The sequence below is a fragment of the Cutibacterium sp. KB22876 genome (genome assembly GCF_059728865.1).
The window spans coordinates 2256145-2273701 of the sequence record NZ_AP040858.1; the positions used below are offsets into that span (position 1 = coordinate 2256145).

General features: G+C 63.3%; 12 protein-coding genes. All 12 read right to left on the minus strand.

Annotated features, from left to right (window positions below; all coding sequences use genetic code 11):
* Nucleotides 1–18 precede the first annotated feature (18 nt).
* The gene (locus AC6I1W_RS10320) at nt 19–4374 is read right to left on the minus strand and encodes a DEAD/DEAH box helicase (RefSeq protein ID WP_270236743.1); all 4356 of its coding nucleotides are present in this window, start codon (nt 4372–4374) and stop codon (nt 19–21) included.
* Nucleotides 4316–4891, minus strand: coding sequence for a restriction endonuclease (locus tag AC6I1W_RS10325; protein ID WP_270236662.1), 576 nt, complete (start codon nt 4889–4891; stop codon nt 4316–4318). The genes AC6I1W_RS10320 and AC6I1W_RS10325 overlap by 59 nt, the downstream gene beginning before the upstream one ends.
* 103 nt (nt 4892–4994) lie before the next feature.
* Entirely contained in the window at nt 4995–6686 is a 1692-nt protein-coding gene (locus AC6I1W_RS10330; protein WP_270236663.1) for a ribonuclease J, read from the minus strand.
* A gap of 10 nt (nt 6687–6696) precedes the next feature.
* Complete coding sequence (locus AC6I1W_RS10335) at nt 6697–7347, minus strand: lysophospholipid acyltransferase family protein (RefSeq protein ID WP_065674210.1); 651 nt, start codon at nt 7345–7347, stop codon at nt 6697–6699.
* On the minus strand, nt 7344–8447 hold the full coding sequence (locus tag AC6I1W_RS10340) for a glycosyltransferase (RefSeq protein WP_333490128.1): 1104 nt from the start codon (nt 8445–8447) through the stop codon (nt 7344–7346). Before AC6I1W_RS10340 ends, AC6I1W_RS10335 begins: the two co-directional genes overlap by 4 nt.
* 160 nt (nt 8448–8607) lie before the next feature.
* Nucleotides 8608–10347, minus strand: coding sequence for a pyruvate dehydrogenase (locus tag AC6I1W_RS10345; RefSeq protein ID WP_016665714.1), 1740 nt, complete (start codon nt 10345–10347; stop codon nt 8608–8610).
* A 107-nt stretch (nt 10348–10454) separates the two neighbouring features.
* Nucleotides 10455–11270, minus strand: coding sequence for a DUF2993 domain-containing protein (locus AC6I1W_RS10350; protein WP_270236664.1), 816 nt, complete (start codon nt 11268–11270; stop codon nt 10455–10457).
* A gap of 16 nt (nt 11271–11286) precedes the next feature.
* Complete coding sequence (gene dapB / locus AC6I1W_RS10355; protein WP_004808670.1) at nt 11287–12027, minus strand: 4-hydroxy-tetrahydrodipicolinate reductase; 741 nt, start codon at nt 12025–12027, stop codon at nt 11287–11289.
* A 179-nt stretch (nt 12028–12206) separates the two neighbouring features.
* A complete protein-coding gene (locus tag AC6I1W_RS10360) occupies nt 12207–14414 on the minus strand; it encodes a polyribonucleotide nucleotidyltransferase (protein WP_270236666.1) in 2208 nt (735 codons plus the stop codon).
* Nucleotides 14415–14741: 327 nt separating this feature from the next.
* Entirely contained in the window at nt 14742–15005 is a 264-nt protein-coding gene (gene rpsO, locus AC6I1W_RS10365) for a 30S ribosomal protein S15 (protein ID WP_002514283.1), read from the minus strand.
* A gap of 494 nt (nt 15006–15499) precedes the next feature.
* Nucleotides 15500–16468, minus strand: a complete 969-nt coding sequence (locus AC6I1W_RS10370) for a bifunctional riboflavin kinase/FAD synthetase (RefSeq protein ID WP_371258438.1) — start codon at nt 16466–16468, stop codon at nt 15500–15502.
* A 73-nt stretch (nt 16469–16541) separates the two neighbouring features.
* The gene (locus AC6I1W_RS10375; RefSeq protein WP_270236667.1) at nt 16542–17549 is read right to left on the minus strand and encodes a glycine betaine ABC transporter substrate-binding protein; all 1008 of its coding nucleotides are present in this window, start codon (nt 17547–17549) and stop codon (nt 16542–16544) included.
* Nucleotides 17550–17557 lie beyond the last annotated feature (8 nt).

Below are 17557 nucleotides of genomic sequence, written 5' to 3' on the forward strand. Positions count from 1 at the left end.
TGAGGTACCACGATCCGATTAGATGGGCAGCTCCGGCAGCGATCGGACGATGTCCATCGTCTCGACCGACACCCGGGTGACCCGCTTGACGAGGTCGACGATGTATCGGGGGTCGTCGTGCTCGCGGCACCAGTCGTTGGGGTCGTTGACGATGCCGGAGGCCTTGTCGGTTTTCACCTGGTAGCGGTCGATGAGCCATTCGAGGCCGGAGCGGGAGCCAAGCCGATACTCGTGCGCGGCGGCGGGAATGTCACTCAGCGTGAGGTAGCCGTTGTAGATGATGGCCTTCCGAGTGGTCTTGTCCTCCCACCGCATCTTGGTGACGCGATACAGCTCCCACTCGTCGACATCGAGCGGATGCGTGGACTCGTGGAGCGGGTAGGGATCGACCGTCTCGTAGTTGACGTGCAGATCGGCAAGTGCGCGGCCGGCATCGACGAACGCCTGGAAGTCAGCCGATGAGGCGGCCAGCGGGATGCGCGGCAGCATCCGTTTGAGATCGGCGGCGAACACCTCCCGATACTGCTGGGAGTGCAGCACCCCGTAGACGTAGTGGAAGATGTCGTCCTTGCTCACCTGTGGCCCGAACTTCTCCCGGTAGACGGCGAGGATCTCATCGGTGATGTTGTCGACGCGACGGTAGCCGTACTCGTCGACCTCCCCGGGCGAGGCCGCAAAGAGCCCATCGTCTGCAGAGACCTTCTCGTAGGTCCAGCGGGGGAAGAACTGGGCGGGATCTACGAACGGGAAAGCATCAGGGACAACGTCAGACAACAGAGTCGCAAACGTAGTCCTAGGTGAGGGCGCAGTTACATAGAAACCCACATTCTCATGCTGCGGCGTCGGGAAAATCTTCTCCAGCTGGTACACCCTCTCGTTGAGAGGTCGGTCGAAGTAGGCGTACTGCTTGGTGAATGGGCGGTACGACCCGAGGTAGATACGGTGCTTCCTGAATTCGTGGGTGCGCCCCTTGCGAGCATCGGCGAGAAGGTCACTACTCCAACTGATCTTGGTCGGATCGTTGTCGATGTCGGCACCCACCGCCTGTGCATTGTAGTTCTCGACCATCCGGCTCATGTTCCCGTTGACCGATGCGCGACTGAAGTTGTAGCACCAGGCATCGCGGTTGGTCTTCAACCCTGCCGAGAACAGTTGGAAGATCGGGCACGTGGTCTCGCTCTTGCCCTTGATCCCCAGTGCAGGGAATGTGTCGAAGATGGCATTGCGCTGGTTGATCCAGTCGCCGGCCTCGTTCGGGGTGATCGAGCGCCACGGCACCGACGCCAAGGTGGCCTCGTCAATGTCGGCGAGCTTCTTTTCGCGGGACTGGTAGTCGGGCACGCTGTGGTAGTGCAGCTGGCATCCCGCAACACCGGGCTGTTTGGCGGCGATGAGGACCGCCACCCCGGTCCGGGCACCAGATCCGAAGACCTTGCCGCCCTCCCGGCGAGACGTCTCCCCTGCCGTACGCTGATTGCCGCGCAGGTTGTACACCCAGATCTGGGTGAACTCGTCCACCAAGGTCTTGCGGATGCCGTCGGCGGTGTTGCCGTCCACCCAACCATTGTTGGAGACGAAGGCCACCACTCCCTGCTCGCCGATTCGATCGCTCGCCCACCGGAAGGCGCGAATGTAGGAGTCGTAGAGGCTGTTCTTGTTCGTGGCCGTGGAACGAGCGGCGTAGGTCTGCCCTATCCGGGCGTCCAGGGTCGGGTAGTGCAGGTTCGCGTTGTCGTCATTGGCACTGGACTGGCCGGCCGAGTACGGCGGGTTGCCGACGATCACCTGGATCGGGGCCGCCAACTGCCGCTCGATGCGCTCATTGTTCGCCGGGATCAACGAGGTGTCGGCCCGATCCCCCTTCTCGGTGATCTGGAAGGTGTCGGTGAGTGTGGCACCCGGGAAGGGCGTGTACCGGGCGCTCGGAGCCTCCTGCGAAGCCCGCCCCTCGGACTGCTCGCCCTCGGTGCTGGGGATCTCACCTCCCGGCCCGGTTTCAGCCGCTGGGCGCGAGGCGAACTGCTGGTCCGCGATCTCGTCCACCCGGGCCTGGGTGAGAGTCTGGTACGTCGTCTCGATGTTGACGCACGCAATGTAGTAGGCCAGCAGCATGATCTCGTTGGCCCACAGCTCCCGGTCATGCTTGCGCCCCAGGTCCTCGGGCCGGATGATCCCCGATTCGAGCAGCCGCACGATGAACGTCCCAGTGCCGGTGAACGGGTCCTGCACGTGCACGTCGGTGTCGGTGAGACCGTAGCCGAACTGCGCACGGCACACGTCGTCGGCACTGCGCAGGATGAAGTCGACGACCTCCACCGGCGTGTAGACCACCCCCAGGGAACTGGACTGCTTGGGGAAGGCCTTCCGGAAGAACTGCTCGTAGAGCCGGTGGATGACGGTCTGTCGACCGGCTGTGGTCGTCACCCCTTGGGCGCTGCGGCGTACTGAGGCATAGAAGGATTCCAGGGCGGCGGTCTCCGCCTGCAGGCCGGCTCTCTCGAGCAGACCGATCATGGTCTGCATGGTGGCCGAGACCGGATTGTTCCGGGCGAACGAACCGGTAGGGAACAACGCCTCGAACACTGGTTGGGTGATGAGGTGTTGACTCAGCATGTCGATCGCGTCGGCCTCGCTGATCGACTCATTGATGTTGGCGCGCAATCCCTCGTGAAAAGCGCGGAAGGCGTCGGCAAGTTCGTCGTCCTCGGCTCGAGCACGCGTCAACAGACTCGTGATGCGGGTCACCTGATTGGTGTGGATGTGCACGACGTCGTCGGCCCAGTTCTCCCAGTACTCACGCTCGCCCACCTTCTTGACGATGCGCGCCAGGATCGCGTCCTTGAGCTGCGTGCTGAACAACGGGAACTGCTGTCCCAGGGCCTGCTGCGCCTTCTCGGAGCGCTCCTCGGAGGCACAGTCGCGACCGAAGACCTCGATCCCGATCCGACCCTTGGTCGACTTGTCCAGATCGATCGAGTTGACCATCGCCTTGAACCGGTCGTCGTGGGAGCGCAAGGCATTGAGCACGTCCCAGACCACCTTGAAGCGCTTATTGTTGCGCATGGCCTCATCGGGTGACTCGCTCGCATCGATCGCCACCGGCAGGATGATGTAGCCGAACTCCTTGCCCGGAGCCTTGCGCATCACCCGGCCCACCGACTGCACGACGTCGACCAGCGAGTTGCGCGGCGACAGGAAGAGCACTGCATCGAGGGCCGGCACGTCCACACCCTCCGACAGGCAGCGCGCGTTGGACAGGATGCGGCACTCGCTCTCCTCGACACCCGGTGACTTGAGCCAGGACAGTTCGTCCTCACGGGTGAGCGCATTCATCGTGCCGTCGACATGATGCACCGCGACCTCGAGATCGGGCATGTCCGGATCGGTGTGAAGATCTTCGACGACCGCCGGAAAGGTCTGGGCGAAGGCCTTGGACGCCTTGATGTTCTGCGCGAAGGCCACCGCCCGTCTCATTGGCACCGGGTCCGGGCCGAAATCCATGTCTGCGGTGCGTTTGGCCAGACCATTCCAGCAGCCCACGATCTTGGCAGCATCATCGAGGGAGAGCTCATGGTCCTCGTCGGCCAGCGCCGACTGCAACCCGCCGGAGACCGACTCGTTGTCGACGCACAGGATCATGACCTTGTAGTCGGTGAGCAGGTTGCGCTCGACGGCCTCACCGAACCCCAGCCGGTGAAACTGCGGGCCGTACACCGTCTCGTCGTCCATCGACGCGACGACTGCCGAGTGGTCGGCTGCCTTGCGCTTGGACTCCTCGCCGTAGATGCGTGGTGTCGCCGTCATGTAGAGCCGCTTGGCGGCGGGCAGGTAGTCGTTGTCGTGCACCTTGACGAAAGCCGACTCGTCGGCACCGCCGGGAAGTGTGACGCCGGTGGTGCGATGCGCCTCGTCACACAGGATGAGGTCGAACTGCTCCCTGGACTCCCGCTGGGCCCGAGCGACGACGTCAATGGACTGGTAGGTGGAGAAGACGACGGTCATCTGCTTGCCGCGCCGACCCGACGCCTTCATCTGCTCGGCAAGCCGGGCGGCATCGGTCGTCGGCAGCGGGATGTCGTAGGTCGTGATGTCCTCGGTCTTGCGGGACGCCTTGGTGTCGGAGCACACGACCATCGGGCGGATCCTCGTCTGGGACTGCGCCATCCACTCCCGCAGGGTCTGACTCACCAATGCGATGCTGGGAGCCAGGAAGAGCACCTTGAGGTGGCCGTCGTTGTCGGCACACCGCCGCTCGGCAAGCTTGAGCGAGGTGAACGTCTTGCCCGTCCCGCAGGCCGAGATCCACTTGCCCCGGTCATGGTTCTGGAACCCCTCCTGGATCTTCTCCAGTGCCTCCTTCTGGTGCGGACGCAGCCCATAGCGGACGGCCTTGCGGGGGCTCGTAGGAGAGCGACTCCGGCGTGAACATCCAGTCGATCGGCGACTCGGCGATCTCGGCCAGGCCAATGCGCTGCACGGGCACGGACTGATGCTCCAGCGCCTTCTCGGCATTCCTCGACCAGTGATCGGTGGTCGAGATGATGATGCGATTGTCGAACCAGATCTGGTCCCAGGCCTTGCCCGACGCCGTGAAGAACGAGTCGATGTCCTGTTTCTGCAGGTAGTGCCCACGGTCGTAGAACTTGCACTGGATCGCGGTCCAGCGTCCGGTGTGTCGGTTGTGGGCCACCAAGTCGATGCCCGAGTCGTGGGTGTGCTCGTTGTGCTCCCACCGAGGCCAGGTCGTCACCTCGTCGTACTCGGAGGCCAGCGTGGGGTCGGTCTCGAAGTACGACACCATGAGTTCCTCGAACTGCGTTCCGCGCTCGGTCGAGGATGGTTCCGCGCGGAATCGTTCGATGACGTCATGGATGCTGGTGCGCTTGGCCACGATTCTCCTTGGAGTGGGACGCCTCACCTGGGTGAGGCGTTGTCAGCCTAGTGCACCACTGTCCGGGACCACCGTTCGGTTCACCCAAGAGTCCAAATTACCCTCACACGACGATGATGGTCGGCACGATCATGGGGCGACGTCGGTAGGTCTGCGCCACCCAGCGCCCGATGGTGCGTCGGGCAACCTGCTGGAGTTTGTGCTGGTCGCTCATGCCGCCGCGCATCGCCGACTGCAACTCGCTCACGAGTCGGTCGCGGATCTCGTCGTAGCCACGATCGTCCTCGGCGAATCCCTTGGCCTTGATGTCTGGCCCCGACACGATGCTCGCGCTCTTGGGGTTGATGGCGGCCGACACCGAGATGAACCCCTCCTCACCGAGAATCTTGCGATCGGCCAGGGCATCGGGGGTGAGTTCGCTCACCCCGGTTCCCTCGACGAGAATGTAGGAGGCATCCACCTTGCCGACGACGCTGGCCCGGCCATCGTCCAGGTCGACGACGCCGCCATCGGTGACGACGATGGCGTCCTCGGGCTGCACACCGGTGGACACCGCGATACGGGAATTCGCCGTGAGATGCCGGTACTCGCCGTGGATCGGCATGACGGCGCGCGGTCGCACGACATTGTAGGCGTAGAGCAGCTCGCCCTGGGCAGCGTGCCCGGAGACGTGAACCAGCGCATTGCCCTTGTGCACCACCGTGGCACCGCAGCTCATAAGACCATTGATGACGCGGGTGACGGCGTTCTCGTTACCGGGGATGAGCGAGCTCGCCATGAGCACGACGTCACCCTCCCCCACCGAGATGTCCCGGTGCTCACCGTGGGCGATGCGGGCCAGGGCCGACAGCGGCTCGCCCTGGGAACCGGTGCAGATGATGGCGACCTTGTCGTCGGGGTACTTGTCGAGATCACGCAATTCGATGAGTGAGTCGTCGGGCACCTTGAGGTAGCCCAGGTCGCGGGCGATCGCCATGTTGCGCACCATGGAACGCCCGACGTAGCAGATCTTGCGACCGTGCCGCACGGCGGCGTCGACCGCCTGCTGGACGCGGTGGACGTGTGAGGCGAAGGTGGCAACGATGAGTTTCTGGGTGGCCTGGTCGAAGGTCTGCTCGATGGCCGGGGCGAGGTCACGCTCGGAACGCACGAACCCGGGCACCTCGGCGTTGGTGGAGTCGACCATGAAGACGTCGACACCCTCCTCACCGAGCCGGGCGAAGGCCCGCAGGTCGGTGATCCGCCCGTCGATGGGCAGCTGGTCCATCTTGAAGTCGCCGGTGTTGAGGATCGACCCGGCGTCGGTCTTGACGTAGACGGCCAGCGCGTCGGGGATGGAGTGGTTGACGGCGACGAACTCCAGGTCGAACTGTTCGCCGACCTCGGCGACGTCGCCTTCGTGAACAACATTGAGCTTGTATCCCCTGATGCGATGCTCACGCAGTTTCGCCTCAACCAGCGCCAAGGTCAGCTTGGACCCATAGATTGGGATGTCGGGGCGACGCTTGAGCAGGTAGGGCACGGCTCCGATGTGATCCTCGTGGCCGTGGGTGAGCACCAGCGCCTTCACCTTGGCCAGCTTCTCATCGTCGAGGTAGTCCAGTCCTGGCAGCAGCAAGTCGACGCCGGGATGGTCGTCCTCGGGGAAGAGCACCCCACAGTCAATGAGAAGGATCTCCCCATTGATTTCGTAGCACGACATGTTGCGTCCGACATCTCCCAGGCCGCCGAGGGGAATGATGCGCAGAACGTCCGGTTGCAGGTCCGGGGGTGTCGTCAATCCAGTATTAGCCACGGCGTGAAGCCTATCGGGAAACTCCGACAGCTTCGCCCCGATGTGTCCTGACCGCTTCATCAAGGGCCTGAGAGACGAAGTTCTCAGCTCGTTGGCGCAATTCCTCCCTGGCCTGGCGTCGTGGCAGGGTCTCATCGGCATACATCGGCGGCCCCACCTTGGCCTCCAGCTGCGGACGCCGCCACTTGACTCCGAGCTTCCGCCCGGACCGCACCAGTGCCACTGGCACCACCGGGGCACCGGTGCGCACCGCGAGGGCAAAGGCCCCTGGACGGAAGGTCCCTGCGGAGGTCTCGTAACAGGTGATGTCTCCCTCTGGATAGATGACGACGCAGTCACCGTCAGCCAGCGCCTGCGCATTGGCCGAGAAGAAACCTCGTACGTCAGAAACGTCAACCGGAATCGTTCCGAAGGCTCGCAGGATGAGCCCTGCCACCGGGATGTCGAAGTTGGAAGGTTGCGAGTTGAACCTCAGACCGGTCGGCCAGAACACCCGCACCAGGGCCAGACAGTCGAAATCGTGGACGTGGTTGCTGACGACTATCGTCCCTGGCTCCAGATGGTGGTGTCCTCGCCGGCGAAAAGCGAAGGTCATCCCGGTGAGAATCACCGCAGCTGGGCCGACAATCGTCAGATAGGCCAGTCGCCGCAGCTTCTTCATCCGGTCGACCCCGAGATGGCGGCGTCAAACATCTCGACCAGAAACCGAGCCGATCTGTCCAGGGCGTACTCCTGGCCACAGTGTGCCTGGGCCTTGCCCGCGGTCTCACGCTCCTTCGGGTGCTCCAGCCACCAATCGATGTCAGCCGCCATCCTCTCCGGATCGCGCGGCGGGCACAGACCGTGCTCGGGGACATGACAGAACTGGCTAGTGGCCGACAGCGGGCTGTCGACGATGAGGCAGGGTAACCCGACCGAGGACGCCTCCAGGGCAGCCAAGGACTCGATCTCGACGTCTGCGGGGTGAACGTAAAGGTCGGCGGCTCGCAGTTCAGCGATGAGGTCCTCCGGACGGTCGTGGCTGACGAAGCAGGCGTCAACCCCAGTGCGTTCGGCTCGCCTCTGCAACCATTCTCGCTGCGGACCTCGACCGGCGACCACCAGACGGATCCGATCGCGATGTCGAGACCGGGCAATGGCGTCGACGAGGACCTCGATCCTCTTCTCCGGTGAGAGCCTGCCGACAGTCATGACGGTGGCAGGGCCAGAGCTGTCCAGAGCCCACGTCTCTCGTGGCGGGCCGGGCCGAAACTCTGGCGGCACCCCATTCGAGATGACGTGAAGGTGCTGGTCGTAACCGTGTCTGCGCAACTGCTCGGCGATGAATTCACTGGGGGCATGGATGTGGGACACATCGTGGTAGAACGCCAGCCACAACATGCGATAAATGCGGTCGGCAAGGCGTCGAGCGTTGGCCAGGTGCACGTTGTAGGTGATGTTCTCAGGCTGGATGTGGAAACCCGCGGTGACGGGAACACCGGCATGCTGCGCCACGTGTTTGGCACAAGCCCCCAATAGCGACGGCATGACGACATGCACGAGGTCAGCCTCGGCCACCGCTGAGGAGACAATGGCCCTGACTGGGCGCGCGAGATCGACGAGCCAGGTGGGTGATGAGCGGCAGGTAGAGGACGGGCACGCTGACCACGGGGATCCCGCGAGTGCTGGGCACCGGGGTCGACTCGACGCTGAGTAAACGCACCTCGTGACCCTGGTCACGCAATGCGTGGGAAAAACGAAGGGTCGAGGCCGTCGTCCCATTTCCTGGTTGGAGGGCGTCGACCACAAGAAGGATCTTCATGCGGCAGCACCACCGCTGTTCATTGCCTGCATTGACGCCATCCAACCTCGGTCCCGTGATCCTGGTCCGAAAATGCCTGTGGGGCCCGTCCTCGTCGGACGGACCCCAAAACGTGATCTCTCAGAATCTTGGGATGTTACGCATGTTCGAGGTGGCCATCGAGACGGCCTCACCGGCACCACGGTTTAGCACGATCTTGCTCATGGCGGTGGCGAACCCAATCATCTGCTCACCCTTGATCTCCGGCGGCAGGGACAGGGCGTTGGGATCAGTGAGCACCTCGACGAGGGCCGGCCCGTCGAAGTCGAGGGCATCACGAAGAGCACGACGAATATTGCGCGGATCATCAACCCGCTCGGAGTGATACCCGATCGCCTTGGCGACCCCGGCATAGTTCACGTCGTGGACGTCAGTCCCGAAGTCGGGCAACCCATTGACCAGCATCTCCAGCTTGACCATGCCGAGGGTGGAGTTGTTGAAGACAACCACCTTGATCGGCAGGTTGAGCATGCGGGCCGTGACGAGCTCGCCAAGGAGCATCGAGAGGCCGCCGTCGCCGGACACTGAAATGACCTGTCGGCCAGGGTGAGATGCCTGGGCGCCGATGGCATGCGGCAGAGCGTTGGCCATCGATCCGTGCAGGAAGGATCCGATGAGACGACGGGTACCCAACGGATCAATGTAACGAGCCGTCCACACATTGCACATGCCGGTGTCAGCAGTGAAGATCGCGTCGCGGTCAGCCAGCTCGTTGAGCAGGTGAGCGACGTACTCAGGGTGGATCGGCTTCATGTGCTCGACATTGCGGGTGTACGAGCCGACCGGAGCCTTCATAATCTTGGCGTGACGCTTGATGGTGGCCTTGAGGAACTTGTCATCATGCTGCTTGAGCAGCGGGGTGACAGCATTGCACAGGGCCTTGACGTCGGCGTGGATCGGGAAGGAGACGTCGGTACGACGGCCCAACTTCTCCGGGCGGTTCTCAACCTGAACCGTGAGGGTGCCAGGTAGGAACTGGTTGTAGGGGAAATCGGTTCCCAACAGGATCAGCACGTCGGCATCGTTCATGCCCTCGGCTGCCGCACCGTAACCCAGCAGACCGGTCATGCCGACGTCGAAGGGGTTGTCGTACTGGATGAAGTCCTTGCCGCGCAGGGAGTGACCGATCGGGGCCTTGAGCTTGTCAGCCAGGGCCAAGACCTCGTCATGAGCACCCTCGACGCCGGCACCGGCGAAGATGGCGACCTTCTTGACGTCATTGAGAAGCTTGACGAGCTGACGGACGTCCTCCGGGTTTGGCTCGGTGGAAGGACGACGGCTCGGGACGAAGACCGGCGACGGAGCGGCAGCCTTCTTGTCGGTGATGTCGCCCGGGAGGGTCACGACCGAGACGGTGCTGCCCGCGACAGCATGGCGAATGGCCGAGTTGACGACGCGAGGTGCCTGCTCGGGGGTCGAGACCAGCTCGCAGTAGTCAGAGCATTCCACGAAGAGGCGATCCGGGTGGGTCTCCTGGAAGTAGCTCATGCCGATCTGGACGCTGGGGATGTGGGAGGCGATGGCCAGAACCGGGACCTGGGAACGGTATGCGTCGAACAGACCATTGATGAGGTGCAGGTTGCCCGGACCACAGGAACCTGCGCAGACAGCCAGCTCGCCGGTCAGAGTTGCCTCGGCAGCAGCGGCGAAGGCCGCAGCCTCCTCATGACGAACGTGGACCCAGTCGATACCGCCCTTGACAGAACCGCCGGTCTTGCGAACTGCGTCAACGACGGGGTTCAGGGAGTCACCGACGATGCCGTAGATCCGCCGCACCCCCGCATCGAGGAGCTGTTGGACGAGTTGTTCGGCAACATTCATGAAAGGGACCTCCACGGAACTGTCGACATGTGGTGGGCGGCCGAGCGGCCACTGACCAGAATACGACTTATTGGCCTAGCCTCACCTCATCATTCGCGCCAAGCTGATCACTTTCCGGTGAGGTCGGATAGTTTCACCTCGGTCCCGACAAGGGAAAACTCCAATCCCTTCGGCGTCGCCTTGAGGGATTCGTAATGCAGATTACCCAAATCGGGGAGGGTGAATCGATCTGTGATGCCTTCCAGAACGGACTTGAGCAGGATGTCCGGAATCGGAATGCCGTCCAAGCTCGCCGATGGGCTCGTCAACGTCACCCGCCGCGATGTGGTCTCGACGCCAGGAACGGCTGAGATACTGACACCCACTCGGGCTCCCAGAACCGACATGTCACGCACAATGGTCACCTTGCCGTTCGCACCGGCGTCATCGTTGTACGTGATCTTGCCGCCTGCCAGCCGAGACAGCTCGGGCCAGTTGACCCGACCAGTTGCAGACATCGTCTCGGCGACCGTCCGGGATTCCTCACGGGCATGACGGATCCCATTGGCGTGGATGTTCACGTCATGGAAGGTCACCGTCGTCTCGTCTCGAGCGACGGTCGCCGTTGGTATGGTCGCGTCAAGTCCCTGGAGCTCGTCGGTCAGCAAGACCCCAAGGAAGGGGCGATTGCGGATCGTGACACCGACGCTCGACTCGTCCGCCCCGACTGACTCCGCAATATTGGCCGCGATGGCCTTCTCACTTCTCGCTCGGAAGGTTTGATCGGTGATCACCGCCGCGACCGCGACCAAGGCAATGATGACGACGGCGACGAGCCACTTGATGAGGCGGTGGTGACGACGATCACGTTCGACCGTCACCACCGCCCCGGTATCAATCTGAGGCCTGGGCGGTAGCACCTGAGTCGGTTCAGATGGCGTCATCGAGAAATCAGGACGCTCATTCAAGTCCGAGCAACCCTTCGATGCCGATGGTCAGACCCGGACGATCAAGGACACCGCGCACGCCGGTGAGAACGCCCGACATGAAGGAGACGCGGTCCATCGAGTCATGGCGGATGGTCAGGGTCTCCCCCTCGGCTCCGAAGAGCACTTCCTGATGGGCGACGAGGCCGCGCAGGCGGACACCGTGGACGTGGACCCCGTCAACGACGGCTCCGCGAGCCCCGTCGAGCTGGCTCTGAGTGGCGTCCGGGACCTCTCCCATGCCGACCTTCTGCCGGGCAGCCGCGATCTTGCCGGCGGTCGTGCGGGCGGTGCCGGAAGGGGCATCGACCTTGTTGGGGTGGTGCAGCTCGATGACCTCGACCGACTCGTAGAACTTCGCAGCCTCCTCGGCGAAGTGCATCATGAGCACGGCACCGATGGAGAAATTCGGGGCGACCAGGCAGCCGGTGTTGGGATGGTCGGCGAGCTGGTCGCGCAAGGTCTGGTAGCGGTCTTCGTCAAAACCCGTAGTGCCGACGACGGTGTTGATCTCGTGGTCGATGGCCCAGGCGAGGTTGTCCATGACGGCGTCGGGGGTGGTGAAATCGACGACGACGTCGGCTCCCTCAGCGGCTGAACGGTCATCGCCACTGTCGATGGCGGCCACGAGCTCGGTGTCCTCGGCTTCCTCGACGGCCTGGCACACCGAAGCTCCCATACGTCCCTTGGCTCCGAATACGGCAACCTTGATCATCTGGACCTTCCTTCCTGACGACGGCACCTGCCCGGCGCCGCATCCAGATTACCCAGATGCTCTGACGTTCCCGAGGAATGATCCATCCGCGCACAACGAACGGGATGCCCTGGCGAAAGTGCCAGGACATCCCGCTGATGTCAGTCCCTCACAGGATCAACGACTCCAGGATTGATGACTCACTCCTCGGTGTCGTCGTCCTCCTCGTGGGAGGCCAGGACCAGGGAGAACTTGCCCCGGTCGTCGACCTCAGCGATCTCAACCTCGATCTTCTGACCGACCGACAGCACGTCCTCGACGGCCTCGACGCGCTTACCCTCGTTGAGGTCACGCATCTTGGAGATGTGCAGCAGGCCGTCCTTGCCAGGCAGCAGGGAGACGAAGGCACCGAAGCTCGTCGTCTTGACCACGGTGCCCAGGTAACGCTCACCGACCTCTGGCATCTGCGGGTTGGCGATGGAGTTGATCATCGTGCGGGCAGCGTCGGCGGAATTGCCGTTGTCGGCACCGATGAAGATGGTGCCGTCGTCCTCGATGGAGATATTGGCACCGGTGTCATCCTGGATCTGGTTGATCATCTTGCCCTTGGGGCCGATGACCTCACCGATCTTGTCGACCGGGATGTGCACGGTGATGATGCGAGGCGCGGTCGGAGCCATCTCGTCAGGAGAGTCGATGGCGTCGTTCATGACCTCGAGGATGGCGGTGCGAGCCTCCTTGGCCTGTTTGAGGGCACCGGCCAGCACGTCGGCGGGGATGCCGTCGAGCTTGGTGTCCAGCTGCAGGGCGGTGACGAACTCGCTGGTACCGGCGACCTTGAAGTCCATGTCGCCAAGAGCGTCCTCAGCACCCAGGATGTCGGTGAGGGCGAGGTACTTGGTCTTGCCGCCCTCGTCGGTCTCGCTCATGAGGCCCATAGCGATGCCAGCGACCGAGGCGCGCAACGGCACACCGGCGTTGAGCAGGGCGAGGGTCGAGGCGCAGACCGAACCCATCGAGGTGGAACCGTTCGACCCGATGGCCTCGGACACCTCGCGGATGGCGTAGGGGAACTCCTCACGGGTCGGCAGGACCGGGATGAGGGCGCGCTCGGCGAGGTTGCCGTGGCCGATCTCGCGGCGCTTCGGGGAGCCAACACGACCGGTCTCACCGGTGGAGTACGGCGGCATGTTGTAGTTGTGCATGTAGCGACGCGTGGTCTCCGGGGAGAGGGTGTCGAGCTTCTGCTCCATGTCGAGCATGTTGAGGGTCGACACACCGAGGATCTGGGTCTCGCCGCGCTGGAAGAGGGCAGAACCGTGAACACGCGGGATGACGCCGACCTCGGCCGATAGGGCACGGATGTCACGGGGCCCGCGACCGTCGATACGCACACTCTCGTCGAGGACGCGCTTGCGGACGATCTTCTTCATGACGGCCTTGAAGGCGCCGGAGATCTCGGCCTCGCGCTCCGGGAAGGTCTCGGCGAGCTCGGCCTTGATGCGGGTCTTGAGCTCGGACTCAGCCTCCTGACGCTCCAGCTTGGCAGCGATCTGCTCGATGCGGGAGAGCTCGTCGGCAGCCTTCTCCTCGACGGCGGCGTAGACGTCGTCCTCGTAGTCCTTGAAGACCGGGAAGTCGTAGGTTTCCTTGGGCAGCTTGGCAGCCAGGGCGACCTGGGCGTCGCACAGCACCTTGATGAAGGGCTTGGCGGCCTCCAGACCGGTGGCGACGACCTCCTCGGTCGGAGCCGTGCGTCCGCCACGGACGAGGTCCCAGGTGGCCGGGGTGGACTCGGCCTCGACCATCATGATGGCGACGTCACCGTCGGCGAGCACTCGGCCGGCGACGACCATGTCGAAGGTCGACTCCTTGCGCTGCTCGACGGATGGGAAGCACACCCACTGGTCGTCGATGAGAGCCATCCGGACGCCACCGATCGGGCCGGAGAACGGCAGACCAGCGAGCTGGGTGGACATCGAGGCGGCATTGATGGCGACGACGTCGTAGTAAACGGCCGGGTTGAGGGCCATGACGGTCACGACGACCTGGACCTCGTTGCGCAGACCCTTGACGAAGGAGGGGCGTAGCGGGCGGTCGATGAGACGGCAGGCGAGGATGGCGCCCTCAGACGGGCGTCCCTCACGACGGAAGAAGGAGCCGGGGATACGTCCGGCAGCGTACATGCGCTCCTCGACGTCAACCGTCAGCGGGAAGAAGTCGATGGAATCGCGGGGAGTCTTGGCAGCCGTGGTGGCCGACAGCAGCATGGTGTCACCATCGAGGTAGACAGCGGCGGATCCATCCGCCTGCTGAGCCAGCAGTCCCGCCTCGAAGCGGACGACGTGCTTGCCAAATTTTCCATTGTCGATGATGGCCTCGGTGAATTCGAGTCCGGGTCCCTCCACAGGGATGTCCTTTCGCAGGGCCGACCGCCGCCCGCTGGCGCTCCAGAAGGCGCCTCTTGTAAAACCACACCGGTCTTCGATCGAAGCCGCCGGGACCGTGCCCCGGTGACCACTACCGAGGACCCATGTGTCGTGGGGAGGCAGTCGACGGTTACAGTAATTCTGATTGTGGCTTTCAGTTTAGGGCATCTGTGGTCAATCCCACGAATCCTGGTTTCCAGGCGTTCAGGACGTGGGTACCCGCTTCACGGCATGACCGTATGACTCCGGACATGAAAACGGGGCGCCCCGAAGGGACACCCCGTCAATTCGTGTGATCCGCGACGTTCAGCGACGCAGGCCGAGACGAGCGATGAGCTCGCGGTAGTGCTCGATGTCGTTCTTCGCGATGTAGTTGAGAAGACGACGACGCTGGCCAACCATGAGCATCAGGCCACGACGGGAGTGGTGGTCACCCTTGTGGACCTTCAGGTGCTCGGTGAGCTCAGCGATGCGCTTGGTGAGGATGGCGACCTGGACGTCCGGGGAACCGGTGTCTCCGGGGTGGGTCGCGTACTCTTCGATGATCTTCTTCTTCTCGGCAGCATCCATCTCGGTGGGTTCCTTCCTGTCCGCTGCGCGGCGTCCCCGACGCTCTTACTGCAGGGGACTCTTCCAAGGCCGCGGCCGATCTGACGGCAACTAGGTGAGAATATCAGCTCTTCCCCGTCGAGTGCGAATTCGCATGTGCCGGACAGCAGCCGGGCACCCCCATGCAAAAGGCGTATCCGACCTGGCGAAGGTTCCGCGGCACAGCACCTCCTCGAAGATCGCGGCACTGATGGTCATGACGATGTACCCACCGACAGCCATGGGGAGTGAACGAGGCGAGGTGGCCCGTCACAACTCCACTGAGGCACAGGGACAGGATACCGAGAGCGGCAACAACGACAGCGGTGACGCGGGGATGACTCGCGACCAGGGATCGGCAACTGGCCACGCCTGAACGACCTTTCGATACATGGTCAGCGGCAACATGACCTACCGGGTAGTCCCGCGGCGTTCACACCGCACCGCCCCCGAACTGCCGGACGTGATTGCCAGCCTCAGGCCAGGATTTGCCGTGCCGCGTCGACGTCGTCGGTCATCTGCGAGATCAGCGGCTCGATACCGTCGAACTTGATCTGCCCACGCAGTCGCTCGGCAAAGGTGACCTTGACGTCGACTCCATAGAGTTCGAGATCATCGCGATCAATGACGTAGGTCTCGACTCGACGCTCGACACCGTCGAAGGTCGGGTTGGTCCCCACCGAGATCGCAGAGGGAAGTCGGCGACCGGCGTCCGGACCGCTACCAGGCTCCAACCATCCGGCATACACCCCGTCAGCCGGAACGGCACGCCCTTCCGGCAGGACGAGGTTGGCCGTCGGGAATCCCAGCTCGCGTCCGCGCTGGTCCCCCATGACGACGACCCCACCGACCTCGAAGGGGCGTCCGAGCAACTCGGCGGCCTCGGCGACATCGCCGGCTGCCACCACCTCGCGAGCCCGGGTCGACGACACCGTGACACCGGAAATGGCGACGAGATCCATGGCATGAACCTCAAAGCGACCACAGCCAATCTCCGACAGGGCCTGCGGAGTGCCCACGGCGTGACGTCCGAAGCGGAAGTTCTGGCCCACCAAGACATGCTCGGGTTGCAGAGGGCTGATCATTCGCTCGACAAAGGCCGCTGGGGACCAATTCGCGATCTCCGGAGTGAAATTGACCACGCGCACCTCGCTGGCACCGGCCTCCTTCAACCAGTCAATGCGTCGCTCCAGCGGGCACAGCAGGGCCGGGGCCTGGTCAGGGGCCAGGACGGTCAGCGGATGAGGCCAGAAGGTGACGACGACGACGTAACCGTCCGGGTCAAGCCTCTTGGCCTGCCGGACAAGGGCCTGGTGGCCACGGTGCACACCATCGAAGTTTCCGATGACGACGGTTGACGATTCCTCGGGAACAGACACGCCCGGCAGTCTATGGGGACAACCGCCCATGGCCCGAATCCGAAAATCATCACTGGGCGTCGTCATCGCGGAATTGGCAGGCGTCCCACCGCGTCAGGATACGAACCGGGCCGCCCACCTGGGCGGCCCGTCCTGCCGATCAGCTCTCGGCGAGTTCGCCGGACTTGAGCTTGTCGACCCACACCTTGTTGTGCGAGGTCCACTCCGCCACGGCCTTCTCCTGGTTCTTGCCTCCGTAGTTCTCCGCGGAGAACATGGTGTTCTCGAGGCTCGAGAGGGTGTTGTCGTCGAAGACCATGTTGCGCACCAGCTGCGCGGCCTTGGGATGATCCTTCGCGAATCCAGGACGGCCGAAGCTGTATAGCACCTCAGCCTCGCCCATGGCTTTCTTGGGATCCTTGAGATCGCGAACCGGGAAGGCCCCATAAGCCCAGTGCGGACGCCACAGCGTCACCGCGATGTCCTGACCGGCGTCGGTGGACTTCTTGAGCTGAGCCAGCATCGCCGGGGTCGACGAGATCTTGAAGTTGATGTTCTTCAAGCCGTACTTCGGAATGGCGGCATCCTTGGTGGCCTTCGTCAGCCCTGCGCCTGCCTCGATGCCGTACAGGGTGTTGTCGTACTTATCCCCCATGGTCTTGAGGTCGCCAATGGTGCGCGCCTTGGAGTCCTTGTTGACGGCGATGGTGAGTTTGGCGTTGTCATACCAGCAGCCAAGATTCTCCATCTTGTCGCCGTAGCGCTTGACGTAGTCGGCGTGAGTCAGGGGAAGCCAACCGTCGGTGATGAGGTCGATGTCACCAGCAACGAGTCCGGCATAGCCCGGGCCGGCGTCGAATCCCTTGATCGTCACCTTGTAACCGTCCTTCTCCAAGACGTTCTTGATGATTCCGGCAGTGGCAAAGGACTCATCCCAACCGTTGAAGGCACCGATGGTGATCTTGTTGTCATCATCGGTCTTCATGGACGTGGTGTCTTTGGATCCGGTACCCGGGGTGCAGTCGGCCCACTTCGTGTTGACGTTGTCGGAGCCCGTGTCAGAGCTGCCGGACTCTCCGTTTCCGCTGTTGGAGGCATCGCATCCGGACAGAGCCAGAGCCCCAATCGTCAGGGTGGAGGCCACGGCGATGAACTTGCGTCGAACCATACTTATAC

What these genes read in the sequence shown, in the direction of transcription:
- AC6I1W_RS10335 (WP_065674210.1), bottom strand. Translation starts at nt 7,347, where the DNA reads ATGAAGAAGCTGCGGCGACTGGCCTATCTGACGATTGTCGGCCCAGCT.
- AC6I1W_RS10340 (WP_333490128.1), bottom strand. Translation starts at nt 8,447, where the DNA reads ATGGGACGACGGCCTCGACCCTTCGTTTTTCCCACGCATTGCGTGACC.
- AC6I1W_RS10345 (WP_016665714.1), bottom strand. Translation starts at nt 10,347, where the DNA reads ATGAATGTTGCCGAACAACTCGTCCAACAGCTCCTCGATGCGGGGGTG.
- AC6I1W_RS10350 (WP_270236664.1), bottom strand. Translation starts at nt 11,270, where the DNA reads ATGACGCCATCTGAACCGACTCAGGTGCTACCGCCCAGGCCTCAGATT.
- dapB (WP_004808670.1), bottom strand. Translation starts at nt 12,027, where the DNA reads ATGATCAAGGTTGCCGTATTCGGAGCCAAGGGACGTATGGGAGCTTCG.
- rpsO (WP_002514283.1), bottom strand. Translation starts at nt 15,005, where the DNA reads ATGGATGCTGCCGAGAAGAAGAAGATCATCGAAGAGTACGCGACCCAC.
- AC6I1W_RS10370 (WP_371258438.1), bottom strand. Translation starts at nt 16,468, where the DNA reads ATGACGACGCCCAGTGATGATTTTCGGATTCGGGCCATGGGCGGTTGT.
- AC6I1W_RS10375 (WP_270236667.1), bottom strand. Translation starts at nt 17,549, where the DNA reads ATGGTTCGACGCAAGTTCATCGCCGTGGCCTCCACCCTGACGATTGGG.